General features: G+C 58.8%; 14 protein-coding genes. 8 read left to right on the top strand and 6 right to left on the bottom strand.

Features of this window, described 5'->3' with window-relative positions; translation table 11 throughout:
• The first annotated feature begins 344 nt into the window (after positions 1-344).
• From WW58_RS02395 to WW58_RS02365, 7 genes are all read left to right on the top strand, one after another.
• Positions 345-1,829 (top strand): carbohydrate porin, encoded by a 1,485-nt coding sequence (locus tag WW58_RS02395; RefSeq protein ID WP_046435114.1) that lies wholly within the window; start codon positions 345-347, stop codon positions 1,827-1,829.
• An 85-nt stretch (positions 1,830-1,914) separates the two neighbouring features.
• Positions 1,915-3,135, top strand: a complete 1,221-nt coding sequence (locus WW58_RS02390; RefSeq protein ID WP_233465491.1) for a hydrogenase small subunit — start codon at positions 1,915-1,917, stop codon at positions 3,133-3,135.
• A 26-nt stretch (positions 3,136-3,161) separates the two neighbouring features.
• The gene (locus WW58_RS02385) at positions 3,162-4,919 is read left to right on the top strand and encodes a nickel-dependent hydrogenase large subunit (protein WP_012421152.1); all 1,758 of its coding nucleotides are present in this window, start codon (positions 3,162-3,164) and stop codon (positions 4,917-4,919) included.
• Positions 4,916-6,088 (top strand): cytochrome b/b6 domain-containing protein, encoded by a 1,173-nt coding sequence (locus WW58_RS02380; protein ID WP_012421153.1) that lies wholly within the window; start codon positions 4,916-4,918, stop codon positions 6,086-6,088. Before WW58_RS02385 ends, WW58_RS02380 begins: the two co-directional genes overlap by 4 nt.
• A 21-nt stretch (positions 6,089-6,109) precedes the next feature.
• On the top strand, positions 6,110-6,655 hold the full coding sequence (locus tag WW58_RS02375) for a HyaD/HybD family hydrogenase maturation endopeptidase (RefSeq protein WP_215833550.1): 546 nt from the start codon (positions 6,110-6,112) through the stop codon (positions 6,653-6,655).
• Entirely contained in the window at positions 6,648-6,989 is a 342-nt protein-coding gene (locus WW58_RS02370) for a hydrogenase maturation nickel metallochaperone HypA/HybF (protein WP_022196865.1), read from the top strand. Before WW58_RS02375 ends, WW58_RS02370 begins: the two co-directional genes overlap by 8 nt.
• Before the next feature lie 124 nt (positions 6,990-7,113).
• A complete protein-coding gene (locus tag WW58_RS02365) occupies positions 7,114-8,061 on the top strand; it encodes a hypothetical protein (RefSeq protein ID WP_022196866.1) in 948 nt (315 codons plus the stop codon).
• Between the two features lie 96 nt (positions 8,062-8,157).
• On the opposite strand, the gene WW58_RS02360 is transcribed toward WW58_RS02365, so the two are convergent.
• The 6 genes from WW58_RS02360 to WW58_RS02325 form a co-directional block, all read right to left on the bottom strand.
• A complete protein-coding gene (locus WW58_RS02360) occupies positions 8,158-8,559 on the bottom strand; it encodes a DUF4870 domain-containing protein (RefSeq protein WP_215833551.1) in 402 nt (133 codons plus the stop codon).
• Positions 8,560-9,342: 783 nt separating this feature from the next.
• A complete protein-coding gene (locus WW58_RS02345; protein WP_102758512.1) occupies positions 9,343-11,613 on the bottom strand; it encodes a beta-hexosaminidase in 2,271 nt (756 codons plus the stop codon).
• Between the two features lie 372 nt (positions 11,614-11,985).
• Positions 11,986-12,633: an NAD(P)H-dependent oxidoreductase gene (locus WW58_RS02340; protein ID WP_012421160.1), complete on the bottom strand. Its 648-nt coding sequence runs from the start codon at positions 12,631-12,633 to the stop codon at positions 11,986-11,988.
• A gap of 32 nt (positions 12,634-12,665) precedes the next feature.
• Positions 12,666-13,757, bottom strand: coding sequence for a histidinol-phosphate transaminase (gene hisC, locus WW58_RS02335; protein ID WP_022196870.1), 1,092 nt, complete (start codon positions 13,755-13,757; stop codon positions 12,666-12,668).
• 334 nt (positions 13,758-14,091) lie between these two features.
• Entirely contained in the window at positions 14,092-14,229 is a 138-nt protein-coding gene (locus WW58_RS12800; RefSeq protein ID WP_022196871.1) for a hypothetical protein, read from the bottom strand.
• On the bottom strand, positions 14,226-14,438 hold the full coding sequence (locus tag WW58_RS02325) for a hypothetical protein (RefSeq protein WP_012421162.1): 213 nt from the start codon (positions 14,436-14,438) through the stop codon (positions 14,226-14,228). The genes WW58_RS12800 and WW58_RS02325 overlap by 4 nt, the downstream gene beginning before the upstream one ends.
• A 155-nt stretch (positions 14,439-14,593) precedes the next feature.
• On the opposite strand from WW58_RS02325, the gene WW58_RS02320 reads away from it, so the two are divergent.
• Positions 14,594-15,035: transcriptional regulator (locus WW58_RS02320; RefSeq protein ID WP_046435105.1), on the top strand; the 442-nt coding region annotated here is incomplete at its 3' end.

Raw genomic sequence — 15,035 nt, 5'->3', positions numbered from 1 at the left:
CGGATTCTAAATTCGCAATAAAAATTACAGAGAAAATCTGATGCTTTTTTCCCGTTTTACATTCCTTTTGGCTCCCTCACCCGACGTACATTCAGACAGCCCCCTGCAAAAAAACAATAATCTCCCTAAGCTACCATGTTCCAACTGGTTCCACTTCTTTTTCGGAAGGAATACGGCGGTGGGAGCTGCCCCTCCGCTTGCCCTATCATGCCTGTCTTAGGAAAAGGCCCCTGAAGGACAGCCCGCCTTTCCTTTTTCCGGAAAGACGGTGAAAAACGGATATTCGTGTCAGCATTTAAACGGAGTTATGATACTTCCGGGAAAAGCCTTGTCTGACTGTCTGTATGAGACATGCCATTCTTCCCTCCATGTGCGCTGTTGCCGTCGCAGCCTCCTGCAGTCCCACCCTTGCCCAACAGGCGGCTCCCGCTGCGGCGGCTTCCCCTGCTTACCTGAACACGGAACGCGGTCTGCGCGTGAAAACTCTGGAAGGCAGGGAAATAAGCCCCAGCCTGATGAAAGGAATGCGCCCGGAAGAACAAATCACCAAAAGGACGCCCGGCGTTCCCACCAGGCCCAGCGTACTGCTTCAGCATGAAGGCGGAACTTCCGCTCCCGGCCTGGAATGGTTTGCGGCCAGGCCCCTTAAAATGATGCCGTACCTGGACAGTTCCTACGTTTTCGGCAATACCTGTGCGGAACCGAACGCCTGGATACGCGAAGACATGATTTCCACCGGAGCGCAAAAGCTCAAGACCGCTCTCTCCAGATACGGCATTACTTATTCCGCCCAGTTCGGATTCAACTACACGGGGCTGACGGGCGGCGGCCTGAACGGAAAAACGGATTTCCCCTCCTACAATGGTTCCCTGCTGACCAATATCACCATCTTCCGCAATCATTCCACGGGCAGCGGCCTGTACCTGGCCTCCGAGTTCGACTTCGGCAACGGCTTTGACTTCAATGAAGGCAGTAAAGGCCCCAAAACCACGCTGGGCTCCCTCCAGAACCCCACCAGCTCCTTCCAGGGCCCGGACCCCCACCTGAGCAACCTGAGCCTGGCATGGGTGGGAGCGGGAGGAAAGCTTCTGCTGATGGCGGGCCAGCTGGACACCACCAACTACATGGACCACAACGCTTACGCCAATTCCCATAACAATAACCTCACCAACAGCGTTTTCGGCAATAATCCCGTACTCCCCCTGACGGATAATTCCCTGGGATTCCATTTCGCGTGGCAGCCAACCACCTCCTTTTACGTGATGGGAGCCACCGCCGCCAATAACATGGCTCAAAACCACAATCCTTTCCGGAACCTGAATTCCGACAATTGGACGAACGTGCTTGAATTCGGCTACGTGGCGGAAGATTTTTGCAGCATGGGCCCCGGCGTGTACCGCCTCCAGCCCTTTTTCACCACCAGCAACGGTGAAAACGGGGGCGGCGTGGCCGTAAACTTCCAGCAGCAGCTGGGCCGCAGCAGCCACCTGGGGTGGTTCTTCCGCGGCGGCTGGGCAAGCGATGACGCAGCCACGCTGACCGGCGTACGCTGCGCGGCCACCACAGGGCTGGTGCTTCTTTCCCCCTTCCGGGGAAAGGGCGCATCCAATGACGGATACCTGGGCCTCGGTTTCCTCTGGCAGCAGGGGGCTAAAAAGAACGGCCCGTACGTGAACAGGAATGAATACGGCATTGAATTGACGTATGTGGCCCAGGTGACGCCCACCATGACGCTCCAGCCTGATATTCAGCTTGTCAAGAATCCCGTCAACGGCCGCAGGGGCCAGACGGCGGTGGTTTTCCAGATCCAGAACGTCTGGTCCTGGTAAAAGCCCTTCCGGAAAACTGGAAAATATTGATCGCATTTCCCGGAAATCCTGTCTAAATGGAAATGTTCTTATTTGGACCACGCACATGAAGCGCATTCAGCAACCTTCCATGCAGGAGGCGGAGCAGGCCTCCCTGAATCATGAGATTTTAAATACATGGCGTCCCGGGGAAACTCTGGGGGAACACATGGAGCGCCGCGGCGTCAGCCGGCGCGAATTCAACAAGTGGTGCCTGAAAATGATCTCCCTGATGGGCGTTGCCACTGTAACGGGCGGCATTTCCAACGCCCAGGAGATTGCGGACAAGATGGCCGCATTGAAACGTCCCGTAGTCATCTGGCTCCAGCTTCAGGAATGCACCGGATGCCTGGAAAGCACTATCCGCAGCTATAACGAGGAAATCGGGGACATGGTGCTTTCCGCCGTCTCCATGCCTTACGTGGAACTGCTGATGGCCCCTTCAGGAGAGGCCGCCAATCAGGCTCTGGAAGACGCGATCAGGGAGCCCCACATCCTCGTCATCAACGGGTCCGTTCCGGTTAATGACGGTGGGGTGTACTGCACCGTGGCCGGAGATACCGTGGAGAACATGCTGCGCCATTGCGCGGAAAACGCCTCCCATATCCTGGCCGTGGGTTCGTGCGCGTACTTCGGCTCCATCCAGGCCGCCCGTCCCAACCCCACCGGGGCCGTGGGCATCCGGGACATCCTGACAGACCGCACGGTCATCAACGTGCCCGGCTGCCCGCCCATCGGGGACGTGATTACGGCCGTCATCATGTACATCCTTACATTTGACCGCGCCCCGGAATGCGACCTGGAGTCGCGCCCGCTGATGGCATACGGCACCCGCATCCACAATAATTGCCCGCGCCGCGCCCATTTCGACGCCGGACAGTTCGTCAACGTGTTTGACGACGAGAACGCGCGGGAATGCTTCTGCCTGTACAAGGTGGGCTGCAAGGGCCCGGATACGTTCTCTCCCTGCCCCATCGTCAAATGGAATGGCGGCGTCAGCTTCCCCATCCAGTCCGGCCACCCGTGCATCGGCTGTACGGAGCTGTACTTCTTTGACCGCATGACTCCGTTTTACAAGACGCTGCCGAACGTGAACGGCTTCGGCGTGGAAGCCTCCGCCAACATCATCGGGGCTGTGGGCGTAGCCGGCGCCGGAGCGGCAATCGCCGCCCATGCCGTGGGCTCCGCCATTCATTACAGGAAGCAGCACATGAAGGAGGAAGCAAACGTCTCTCTGCCCGCCTTCGGGGACGCTCCCGGCTCGCCCGACAAGGACACTGAAGAATAGCCAGAAGCCCTCACCACCAGATTACCATGAGCAATTACACATCAGCGGACGTTCCGGAATCCAGCCGGGTGGTCATTGACCCGGTAACGCGCATCGAAGGCCACCTGCGGGTGGAAATGGAGGCCGGGGACGGTGTCATCAAAAATGCCTGGACGTCCACCACGCAGTACCGCGGCATTGAGGTGATCGCCTGCAAGCGGGACCCCCGGGACGTTTGGGCTTTTGTGGAACGCATCTGCGGCGTCTGCACGGGTACGCACGCCATCGCGGCCCTGGCTGCGGTGGAAGACGCGCTCCAGTACCCGGTGCCCGTCCAGGCCCGCCTCATGCGAGACCTGGTCAGCGGAGCCCTGGGCATCCAGGACCACGTCATCCATTTTTACCAGCTCCAGGCCATGGACTGGGTGGACGTGATGTCCGCCCTGAAGGCGGACCCCGCGGAAACCGCCGCCATCGCCAAGTCCCTTTCCGACTGGCCCCTGTCCTCCGCCGCGTATTTCGCCGGAGTGCAGAAGAAGCTGAAGGACTCCATCGCCTACGGGCAATATTCCATCTTTACGAACGGCTACTGGGGCCATCCGGCCTACAAGCTGCCGCCGGAGGTGAATCTGCTGGGCGTGGCGCATTATCTCCAGGCCCTGGTCTGGCAGCGGGACATGATCAAAATCCACACCATCCTGGGCGGCAAGAACCCGCACCCGAACTTCCTGGTCGGCGGCATGGCCTGCGCCATCAACATGAACAATGACCAGGCCATCAACCAGTTTTCCCTGAGCTACCTGAAGCAGCTGGTGCAAACCTGCCACGATTTCATTCATAAAGTATATTATCCGGACATTGTAGCCATCGCCGGATTTTATAAGGACTACGCCCACATTGGCGCGTCCAACCCCAACTTTTTCTGCACTGGGGCTCCGTCTGAAATCAACACGGGCGCCCCCGCCGGCAAAGGCATGATCAAGCCCGGCGTGCTTCTGAATGGGGATTACAGGAACGTGCTTCCCTTTGACCAGGACAAGATCAGGGAATTCGTCACCAGCTCCTGGTACAGGTATACGGAAGGCAGGGACGCGGGCCTGGCTCCGTATGACGGGGAGACGAATGCGGACTACAACGGCCCCAGGCCGCCCTACAAGTGGCTTTCCGACCACCCGCAGTACACCTGGGTGAAAGCCCCGCGTTATGACGGCCACGCGATGGCCGTGGGTCCGAACGCCCGCATGATGATTGGCTACGCCCAGGGGGTTCCCGCCATCGTGGAACGGGTGGATGCCGCCTGCGACAAGCTGGGCCTGCCGCGCGACAACGCCTTCATGAACTCCACGCTGGGCCGCGTATACGGCCGTGCGCTGGACGCCCTGATCAACGTGGACATGATGGTGGACCAGCTCCAGGAAATGACGGACCGCATCAGGAACGGGGAAACCTCCACCTTCAACCCGGAAAAATGGGAACCGGAAACCTGGCCCTCCTCCTGCAAGGGCGTGGGCTGGGTGGAAGCGCCCCGCGGCAGCCTGAGCCACTGGGTGCGGATTGAAAACGGCCAGACGGTGAATTACCAGGCCGTAGTCCCCAGTACATGGAACAGTTCCGGACGGGACGCGGCGGGGCAGATGGGGCCATATGAATATTCCCTGGCCCATACCGGGAAACACCCGCTGGTGGACCCCTCCCGCCCGGTGGAACCCCTGCGCACCATTCACAGCTATGACCCGTGCCAATCCTGCGCCGTCCATTTGTTTGACGAAGAAGGGGAGGCCATTCTGACCAGACAGGACCCGTGAAAACGACTCTTATCGATAACGACCTCACCCTGGCGGTGGAGGATGCCATTCCGGCCAGTCCGGTGTACGCTCCGGAAGAAATCCTGGCTCTGGCCGTGTGCGCCTCCCCCAACGGCAGCAGGGACGCGGGAGACCTGGCCCTGCTCCATGCCGCGCGGGAACGCGGCATAACCCTCCCTTACGCCCAGCGGGAAAACTCCTGGGAGGCTCCCTCCCGGGAAAGGCCGTACAGCACGGCTGTTCTGAAAGCCGCAGACAAGGCGGACGCCTCCCCTTTCATGGTAGCCCGCGGCAACCTGAAGGCGCTGGAAAAACTGTGCGAAGTCAGCTCCCTGGAAAAGGAGCGCATGAACAAGGCCTTTGAAGAGCATTCCCCCTCCGGCTTTGAACCCGTGGCCGTGGCCGTCCACCGGTCCGGCGCGCCGTGGCGCCTGTTGGGCGTCGTGCCCATGCACGCCATGAGGGACGTGCGCCGCCTCTCCATGGCCAAGGCCAATTTCCGCTATTTCCACGTCTGGGACTGGCCTCTGCGCGTGCTGCACTGGACGTGGGTGCTCTGCATCATCGGCCTGTCCGCCACAGGCATCTGCATCGCGGAAGGGTGGTTCCTGAAAATGGGGGATCTGCACGGGGCTTTCCAATTCGGAACGCTCCGCTTCGTGCATTACGCGCTGGGGTGGATTCTGGTGGTGGTGATGATGCTGCGTTTTTCCTGCTTCTTCATGGCCTCCAACAAATACCAGAGTTTCCGGGCCCTGTTCCCCGTTTCCAGACAGGAGTGGAAGGATTTGTACGCCACAGCGGTGGACTACCTGTTCGCCCGCAGTTATGACGGCCCCCGCTACATCGGCCACAATCCCCTGCAGCAGTGGACATACACGGGCGTGTACGTCCTGTTCACCACCATGGTGGTGACCGGGCTGGCCCTGTATGCCCTGTATGAGCCGCGCCACTGGTTCTACCGTTGGTTCATGCCGCTGAACGACTTGATAGGCATTCCGTACGTGCGCCTGGTGCATTTGATCGGCATGTGGTGCTTCATCATCTTCGCCATGATCCACGTGTACCTTTCCATCCTTTCCGGGAACGTGGACCGGGACGGCACCATCTCCTCCATGTTCAGCGGCGGACGATGGCTGCGCAAGGGCGTCAAATTCCGGGATGAATAACCTCTCCGCCCTCCCCTTGACATGAAATTGGAGCCATACACGGAAGAACTGCGGGGCTGCCCCGTGAAGGGAAATGCCTATCCCGTGCTCGTGCTGGGCATCGGAAACCCGCTCATGGGGGACGACGGAGCAGGCGTGGAGCTGGCCCACCGCCTCCAGGAACGGGACTACGGCCCGCTGGTCCACGTGGAGGAAGGGGGAACGCAGGGCATGACCCTGCTTCCCCTGCTGGAAGATGCGGACACGCTCATCCTGCTGGACGCCGTCAGGACGGGGGCCCTGCCGGGAACCGTCGTCACGCGCAGCCGGGAAGAACTGCCGCGCCACTTTTCCCGCGTTATGTCTCCCCACCAGATAGGCATGAAGGAAGTGCTGGGGGCGGCCCAGCTGTGCGGCACCCTGCCGCGCGCCATCACGCTGGTGGGAGTGGAGGCCCTGCATACGGATTTCTGCCGCCCCATGTCCGCGGAAGTGCAGGAAGCCTTGCCGAAGGCGCTGGACACGGCGGAGGCCCTCATCGCCCGCGCCCTGGCGGAACATCAGGCCCAGAAAAACGCCCATGCATGAAGTAGGCATCATGGAAGGCGCGCTGGACATGGCCCGGCGGCTTATGGAAAAACGCGGAGGGAACAGGCTGAGGCGCGTGTACATGACCATCGGCAGCCTGAGCGGCGTGGTGCCGGAAGCCCTTCAATCCGCCTTCCTGGCCCTGAAAGACTCGTATGCGGCGCAGGATGCAGACCTGGACGTCGCCTGGGTGGAGGCCGTGTGCCGCTGTGACGCATGCCGGGCGGATTTTTCCTTTACGGAACACGGCTACATCTGCCCCGGCTGCGGAGAACCGGCCCTGGCCATCCTGCGCGGGCAGGAACTGGAGCTGACCCGTGTGGAGTGGGAATGAACAGTGCCCCTTCCGGGAAAAATAAGGGAAATTTACGCGAACACTTTCCCCGGATGGATGGTCTAATACCATTGGAGCGCATCCATCGCGCTTCAAACGTCAAACCAACTATGTAACCAGAGCCATGAGCAATATCAACCCATTCATTCTAACAGGGATGATGCCGCTTTCAGCCTCATCCATGAACCGTGTCTCCTACATGTGCCCGGTCACCATCAGCAATGATGTAGTGCAGGGCCAGACGGACATTCAGGATTCCCTTACCGTTGATTCCGGCGGAAATCTTTACATCATCAACGCTCCTGTTTACGTGGGCGGCCCCAACCAGCCGGACCACGGGCACCGCACCGCCCACCTCGTCATCCGGAACGGAGGCGCCATGACGCTCTTGGGCAACCTGCCGGACCATATGACCGTTTTCCTGGGGGACAAGGCCAACGGCAGCCTGGAAATCAACGGCGGTCGCCTTCTGATGGGCCAGGGGCGCATTCAGGGCGCCAGGGAGCATGAAGGCAGAATCGCCATGACGGACGGCTGGCTCTTCGCCTCGGAAGTGGATCTGCCGGCGGAGGGCTCGGAACTCGTCATCAGGCACGGCCTGATGCGTATCAGAAAACTCTCCGGCAATGCATCCACCCGCATTTACGGAGGCGTTCTGCACGTAAAGGAGGAAGCCCGCGCCAGCCGCATCCATCTGATAGACGACGGCGTGCTGCTGCTGGGCAGCGTCACCAGTCAGCCCTCCGCGGATGTCATGGCCGGAGCGGGCATCAACTTCCGCGGGGACGGCGGAGCGCTGGTAATCCGCATCCCCCACCCGGAAAACGCTCTGACGCGCACGCGGGAAGCGGAACATGTCTTTGACGAACTGCTCCGTAGGGGCAAGCTCTTTCATGACAGTGAACCCATGACCAGCTTCCAGGGGTTCCATATGAGGGAGTTCACGGGGCATGACGGACTGGCGTACGCCGCGCTGCGCCCCTCCGCCCAGCTGGACGCGGAACAGAATCAGGTTACCCGCCTGCTCCATACGTTCATGTACGGCGGCAGTGAAAAGGACATGCCCATCTGAACCCCTCCGGCAAATGGAAAGCCCTCATCAAAAAACCGCCGGCATTCCGTACCGGCGGTTTTTTCATCTGTTGATCTGCTGAAAAACGGAAAAACGTTATTTCAGGAATTTAATCGTGAAGGGAGCCACATAATCGTAATTCCCGTTCGCCGCCTTGACGGCAGCAATAATGGAGAAAACGATCCAAGCGATGACTACCACGGGGGCGAGCACGAACCCGATCAGGATCAAACATGAAAGACAGGCCGCAACCGTATAAATCGCCCAGGAAATCTGGGCATTCAGAATATTCTTTCCTACTTTGTCCACCAGAGAGTTGGCATCCTTCCAGACCAGCCAGCAGATCAGGGGCGGAATAATGTTCACGCCGGCGGAGCCTCCGAAAAAGACAGACACCAGCGGAGAAACCGCCGTCAGGATAGCCTGCGTTTTATCCGATTGTTTCTCAGGGGCGGGCTCCTGAACCGGTTCCTGGATGATTTGTTGTTCTTCGTCCATAAAAATAAAGAGATGGAAAGCGGATGAAGGTGAACGGAAACCTTTTCCGTTTCATTCCGCCTTGATGAGACCTTTTTTACATATTCCTCCCCGTAGTCAAGCTTCCAGACCGTCCGTCCCCTGAATAAAAAACGCTCTCCGGCAATCATCCTTGCCGCCACGCAGGCCGGAATCCATACTGCCGGGCATGGCCCATGCCCTGACGCTGCTCGTCTTCTCCGCCTGCCTGGGGGCCTGTGCTCCGGGAATACCGGAGATTCCGCCTCCCGCTTCTTCCGTCACCCGCCGTGAAGCCCTGGCAGCCAGCCGGGCCTATACCTCCATGATTTGGCGGGGCTCTCTCCGGAATGTCCGCCACGGAACGGACGGGGACGGCATCCGGACAGACACGCCGGACGCCTCCGCAGCCGGAGATGATGCCGGAGCATGGTGGAAGCCGGGCATGCGTTCCATCGGCATGCCGTATAAATGGGGCGGCTTCGACACCCCGCGGCAGTTCTCCGAACGCCTGAAGGCGGACGCAGCCAACGGAGGGGCCCCCGCCGCGGCCGGAGACATGGGCACCCCGGAAAAGCAGGCCGCGGGAGACGCCGCCGTCAGCCGCTTTGCCGCCGGAGTGGACTGCTCCGTCTTCGTCTCCCGCTGCTGGCGGCTGGACAGGCCCTTTTCCACACGGGAACTCCCCGCCCTCTGTAAAAAGAAACCCGGCATCCCCATGCGGCAGGGATGCCGGGCCGGCCAAGTACGCCCCGCCAAAGGCGGCGGACGTTCACATGCCGGGAATTACAACGGCTGTACGTTCATATGGAACACCTTCCCCTGGAAGGAGGAGCCAAGTTCCTTCAGAGGCAGAATGAACGTGGAACGGTGCACTTTGGGACGATGCTTGAAGTTGTCCGGAAAATCCTTGGACTTGTCGGAAAAATTCTTCAGCACGGCAGTTCCGGCAGGCTCCCCGTCAAGCAACAGGCTTGTTTTTTCCGGTTCTCCCACAATTTCCACCTTGACCTTCTTGCCTACGGGCAGCTTGGCGCCGAAGGAAAATTCCAGAGAATCGTCACGGCGGAATCCGACGGTGCCGTCCTTCATGACCGCAAGCAATTCGCCTTCAGGAGCGGAAAGAAGCACCTGCTCTTTCCCTTCCGGAGCGGCAGTCAATTCCAGTTCCATCGTCAGGCGGTAATTCGGCCCCAGGGCAGGTTTGTCCAGCTTCTGGGGGAGGGAGGAAGGCTTCACCGTAAAGGGCTGGGCATCCTTCCATTTGTGCAGGGGATTGGTGCGCGGAGCGTTGCCGATGGAGGAAACCAGCTCGCGATGCTGCTCAAACGTATCCGGAGCCTTGGCGGTTCCCCACAGTTTCTGGCTGAGCACGTCCATGGAACCGGAAATGATCCCCCAAATGTCATAAGGGGCGTACCCCGTATGCATAATGTCCGTTTCATCATTCCAGACGGCGAAGGTGCCCCCGAGGAGCTGGGGATGCCCGGAAGGCAGCGTTTCATTGCCGATGCGGTTGGGAATCCAGTTATTGTACAGCCCCTTATGGTTTCTGTCCATCCGGTAGTAACCGGCAAAGGGAACGATATAAAGGGCCCCGTCGTTCGTATTGATCACATCATAGCCCTGGTTGACGGCCTCCCACGCTCTCATCCAGCCGGTATTCCAAAGGTTCATCTGGACGCCCTTGCTGACTACCGGGGTCTTGCCCGGCTTGGTGCTCAGGCTTCCCCAGATGCGGGGCGTATAACCGCGCTTGAGGGCATGGCTGAGCACGGCGTTCGCAAAGTGGCGGTAATCTTCCTTGTCCCCATAGAATTCATCCGCCCCCACATGCACCACGCCGCAGTCCGCGAACACGGGACGGCCCAGCTTGGGGTCCTTCAGCAGGTATTCGTCAAAAACCTTGCTCACCAGGTCAATCGTTTCCGGGTTGGCGGCGTCCAGCATCTCGCAGCGGCGCTTCTCATGATTCATGGGCCCTTTGTAAATGAGATCGGGCCGCAGGCGGGTGAAGGAAAGGGCATGCCCCGGAGTGTCGAATTCCGGAACAATATTGACGCCGTACTTCTTGGCATAGCTGACCAGGTCGGCGAATTCCTTCTTGGTATAAAAAAGGTCCTTGGCCGTCAGGGGCGTGCCGTCCTTCCCCTTCATGTTGGATTCCAGGCGGAAGGCCGCGTAGCTTTCCTTGAACGGATCATGGCCGTTGTCCACATAGTGCTCGTGGAAAATATAGTTGTTGTTGATGACCAGGTGCAGGTCATTCATCTTGTACCAGGCCATGGTGCGGATCACGTCCTTCAGGTAACTGAGGGGGTAAGGCGTGCGCGCGACATCAAGCATGAAACCGCGGAGCTGGTAGCGCGGGAAATCCACGGCCGTGCCGCAGGGCACGCTGCCGGGCGTCTGGCGGAGCATCTGCAGCAGGGTGCGCGTACCCCAGAACAGGCCGGTGGGAGCCGCCGCGCCAAGGCGAACGCCATCCCTGGCAATCTGGAGCCGGTATCCTTCCCTGCCCAGATTGCCGCCCTTCAACAGGGAAAGGGAAATATCCGCCTTCGCCCCGGGGGCGACAAGCTTGACCTTCTTTCCCAGCACGTCTTCCATATCCGCCGCAAATAATTTGCCCAGCTCCTTGTCCGGGCATGCTATGGTGACCGTATTCCCCAGCTTATATTCTCCCTGTCCCCCCTTCCATTGCAGGATTTCCGGGATGATCCGCGGCTTGGGGTTGCCCTGGGCGGCATGAGGAGCCTGCAGCATGATTTCATAATCCTTGCTGACGGCTTCCTTGCCGTCCTTGGTCACCTTGAAGCTGACGTTGACGGGGGTATCTGAAATAACAGGGGCTATCTTGCCTTTGCTGTTGACGAGCTGCTCATAGTCGGCCCCCAGCAATTTAATCTGGGCTCCGGAAACGCTCGGCATGGGCAGCTGCTTCGCTCCGGCTTTCACCGGAGGGATGGAAAGGGAATCCGCAATCTGCTTGGCGTCCTGCCCCATCACGGGAGACGCGGCAAGAACGGCGATCATCAGGAATAGGTTTTTCTTCATGTTTTAGTCTTGTTTAGGAAAAGGAAATGTCTGATTTGCTCCAAAAACTACGCGCCCGCCGCCCCTTTCTTGCAGAGAAAGGGAGAAAAGCGGAAGAATTCTCCCTCTCTCAACCGGGCGGGACGGACATTCCGCCCAAACGGATTGCCGCGCGCCGGGCTTCATGAAGGAAAACCGCCGGCCAAGAGAGGCTTTCCCTCCTGTTCCAATAAATTATTATCCCAAAGAACCCGTTGTTGGCAAGATAAAAAACGTGGAGCCCCGGGCTGCAGGGAAAAAAGATGCCGCACGACGGCAAAACGCCCCCCCCACGGCAAAAAACGGGAACCGGCCGTCCCTATTAGGGCGGCCCGTTCCGGACAAAAAATAAAATCAGGCGCGGATATCAATCACCTCTCCGGCGGGAAAGCGCACCTTGGCCTCGCGGGCATAAGCGTCATCCTTGGCGCGGTAGCCCAGAGCCACCCCCACCACAGAGCGGTACGGCGTACCGTCCAGGCCCAGGATTTCATCATACTTGGCGCGGTCCATGCCGCCGATCGTGCAGGAATCCACCCGCAGGGCGGCGGCGGCGCTGAGCAGGAACCCCACGGCAATGTACACCTGGCAATCCAGCCAGGCATGCATCTTTTCCGGAGCCAGAGCCTCCACGTAGCTGGTATAAAAATCGGCGGAGGAAGCCAGTTTTTCAGCGGAGGGTCGGCGCGTGAATTCAATCTGGGCCAGGTAACGGTCCACATCCCGCCTGGTGGCGTCGCGCCGGGAGCACAGCACCACGTAATGGGAACAGTCCTCCACCTGGGACTGGTTCCAGGAAACCTCCCGCAGGCGAGCCTTCAGTTCCCTGTTGGTCACGACGACAAACTTCCAGAGCTGAAGCCCCAGGGAGGAGGGACTGAGACGCAGGCTTTCCGCCAGCGCATGCCAGGTGGGCTGTTCAAGACGGGCTTCAGGATCAAATTTTTTGCAGGCGTAACGCCATTCCAGACCGTCAATATACTGTTCCGGGGAGATCATCATGCAGGGTGAGACACGAAAAACGGAAAAACTGTTTAAAGAACCTCTTTCAATACCTCAATGCAGCGGGCGTTCTCCGCAGGAGTGCCCACGCTGATGCGTATCCATTCCGGCAGGCCGTAACCGTCCTGCGCGCGGACGATGACTCCCCTGGCAAGCATATCCTGGAACACCTGCTTGCCCCGGCCCACTTTCACCAGGATAAAGTTGCCCTGGCTGGGAATCCATTCCAGGCCCATTTCCCGGAAAGCCTGCTCATAAAAACGCATGCCTTCCTTATTATTCTCCACAGTGCGGCGCACATGCTCCCGGTCCTCCAGGGCGGCCAGGGCGGCCTCCTGGGCCAGAACATGCAGGTTGAACGGAGCACGCGCCTTGTGCAGCATGCTGCAAACCGGTTCCGGCGCAATGCCGTAGCCCACGCGCAGCCCCGCCAGGCCGTAAGCCTTGGAGAAGGTGCGCAGAACAACCACGTTGCGGCCTTCTCGCACAAATTTGAGGGTATCCGGAGGATTGTCGGAAAACTCCCGGTACGCCTCGTCAAAGACCACCAGCACATGTTCCGGGACCTTCGCCATGAAATCGTCTATTTCCTGCTGTCCCACTACGGTGCCTACGGGATTGGTGGGATTCGTAATGAACACGACGCGCGTATTCTCCGTAATAGCGGCCAGGAAGCCGTCCAGGTCATGCGTCCAGTCCTCCTTGTTGGGCACTTCCACGTACGCGGCGCCAAACAGCTTGGACATGATAGGGTACATGGAAAAGGCGTGTTTGGCGGCCACCACCTCCGCACGGGGATTCAGCAGGGCATGGCAGATCAGTTCAATCACTTCGCTGCTGCCCGTGCCCACTACCGTCTGGCCGAACTCCACGCCGCAGAACTCCGCAATAGCGGAACGCAGGCGGAAAGCCGCTCCGTCCGGATAAATGTTCACGCCGGCAGCCGCACGGGCAATCGCCTCCACCGCCTTCGGGGACGGCCCCAGAGGATTTTCATTAGACGCCAGTTTCACAATATCATGGGGATTCAGGCCCAGTTCCCGGGCCGTCTCCTCAATCGGCTTGCCCGGCTGATAAGCCACCAACTCCAGCACATGCTGATTTGCGAAACTCTCAATACTCATAGCGGCGGAATGTTACCGCCATTCCCCGTTTCTGGCAATACGGATTTCCATCCGGCCGGCCCCTGGGAAGATGACAGCCGTTTAGAGAATCTGCGCTGGCGGAAAAGTGGAAACCTTTTCCGGAATTTTTCCATTCTTCCTGCAACGCCCTTCTACCGGAGAAAGGCAGCCGTCCACTTTCTCCGGCAGATTTCCGCCTGCTTTTCATGACGGACCGCCCAAATATGAAGGAGCACAGCCCCGGAATTCTTCAATGCCCCATAAGGTCAAAAACATTTCCCTTAAAAAGCGAGACGGCATTCCGTGACGGACGGTAAACCGGCCCCCTGCCCTCCTATTTTTTACGGCTGCGGCCCCTGCGCGGGCGGCTGCGCAGGGTCTGGTACCCGGCCACGACAAAGGCGAACGCAGTCACCGCCAGAAAGGAACGGAACAGCCAGGCCAGAAGTTCCCAGTAAATCTCCTGAGTCATGCGGAAGGTTTTTTACCGGAATCGGGAACGTTCCCCAAATCTTCCCGGAGGCGTTTGACGGCACAGGCAATCAGGGTGGCTTTATCCAGCTGGCAGCGTTCCATGTTCAGCGCGTCCGCTTCCGCATCCCGGAAAAAATGGACCGATAACGGCATTTTCCCCTTGATTTGAATTTTTTTCTGACTCTTTTTTTTATTTTCCGTCTTCATAAAAATCCTTTTTTTGGTGCAATAACGGCCTTAACAGCCCTTTTGCGCCCCTACAATGCACCTGAAACGGTATTTCAGTCAACAAAAATATACCATTAAAATGACTTTATGCAAAAAAGGTTGAAAAATAGCACCATTTTCGTTACAAAGGGTGCATGAGTGAGAATCAGGACGAACTCAAAGTGCAGATCAAGGCTTGGCTGAAACAGCAGAACATTTCCCGCAATGATTTTGCGGCGGAATGCTTCGTGTCTCCCAACACGGTCCGCAACTGGCTTGCCAAGGTGGCCATCCCCAAAGACAAGGAAGCTCTCATCCGGCTCATGATGGAAAAAACGGAAAGGGAGAAAAAACTGAAAGAGGCGGCAAGAGCCAATTGGAAGCCCTTTGTCGTCATGCTGAGTTCCGAGGATTACAAACTCATCGAAGAAGCCGCCAGAAGGGACAACATGACGGTGGAGGAATGGGCGGAAGCCACCCTGATCAAGGACGCCCAGAAGAGGATGAAGAATTATTACGACGAAAGCAGCCTTCCGGAAGATGTATCCCTGGCGGCGGAAGTACCGGAGGAATACGGAGCTCCCAGACGTTCCGGCC

The sequence above is a fragment of the Akkermansia sp. UNK.MGS-1 genome (assembly GCF_000980515.1).
Lineage (GTDB): Bacteria > Verrucomicrobiota > Verrucomicrobiia > Verrucomicrobiales > Akkermansiaceae > Akkermansia > Akkermansia muciniphila.
This window is presented reverse-complemented; position numbering and strand designations above follow the sequence as displayed.

What these genes read in the sequence shown, in the direction of transcription:
- WW58_RS02325 (WP_012421162.1), bottom strand. Translation starts at nt 14,438, where the DNA reads ATGAAGACGGAAAATAAAAAAAAGAGTCAGAAAAAAATTCAAATCAAG.
- hisC (WP_022196870.1), bottom strand. Translation starts at nt 13,757, where the DNA reads ATGAGTATTGAGAGTTTCGCAAATCAGCATGTGCTGGAGTTGGTGGCT.
- WW58_RS02390 (WP_233465491.1), top strand. Translation starts at nt 1,915, where the DNA reads ATGAAGCGCATTCAGCAACCTTCCATGCAGGAGGCGGAGCAGGCCTCC.
- WW58_RS02375 (WP_215833550.1), top strand. Translation starts at nt 6,110, where the DNA reads ATGAAATTGGAGCCATACACGGAAGAACTGCGGGGCTGCCCCGTGAAG.
- WW58_RS02340 (WP_012421160.1), bottom strand. Translation starts at nt 12,633, where the DNA reads ATGATGATCTCCCCGGAACAGTATATTGACGGTCTGGAATGGCGTTAC.
- WW58_RS02360 (WP_215833551.1), bottom strand. Translation starts at nt 8,559, where the DNA reads ATGGACGAAGAACAACAAATCATCCAGGAACCGGTTCAGGAGCCCGCC.
- WW58_RS02395 (WP_046435114.1), top strand. Translation starts at nt 345, where the DNA reads ATGAGACATGCCATTCTTCCCTCCATGTGCGCTGTTGCCGTCGCAGCC.
- WW58_RS12800 (WP_022196871.1), bottom strand. Translation starts at nt 14,229, where the DNA reads ATGACTCAGGAGATTTACTGGGAACTTCTGGCCTGGCTGTTCCGTTCC.
- WW58_RS02345 (WP_102758512.1), bottom strand. Translation starts at nt 11,613, where the DNA reads ATGAAGAAAAACCTATTCCTGATGATCGCCGTTCTTGCCGCGTCTCCC.
- WW58_RS02370 (WP_022196865.1), top strand. Translation starts at nt 6,648, where the DNA reads ATGCATGAAGTAGGCATCATGGAAGGCGCGCTGGACATGGCCCGGCGG.
- WW58_RS02365 (WP_022196866.1), top strand. Translation starts at nt 7,114, where the DNA reads ATGAGCAATATCAACCCATTCATTCTAACAGGGATGATGCCGCTTTCA.
- WW58_RS02385 (WP_012421152.1), top strand. Translation starts at nt 3,162, where the DNA reads ATGAGCAATTACACATCAGCGGACGTTCCGGAATCCAGCCGGGTGGTC.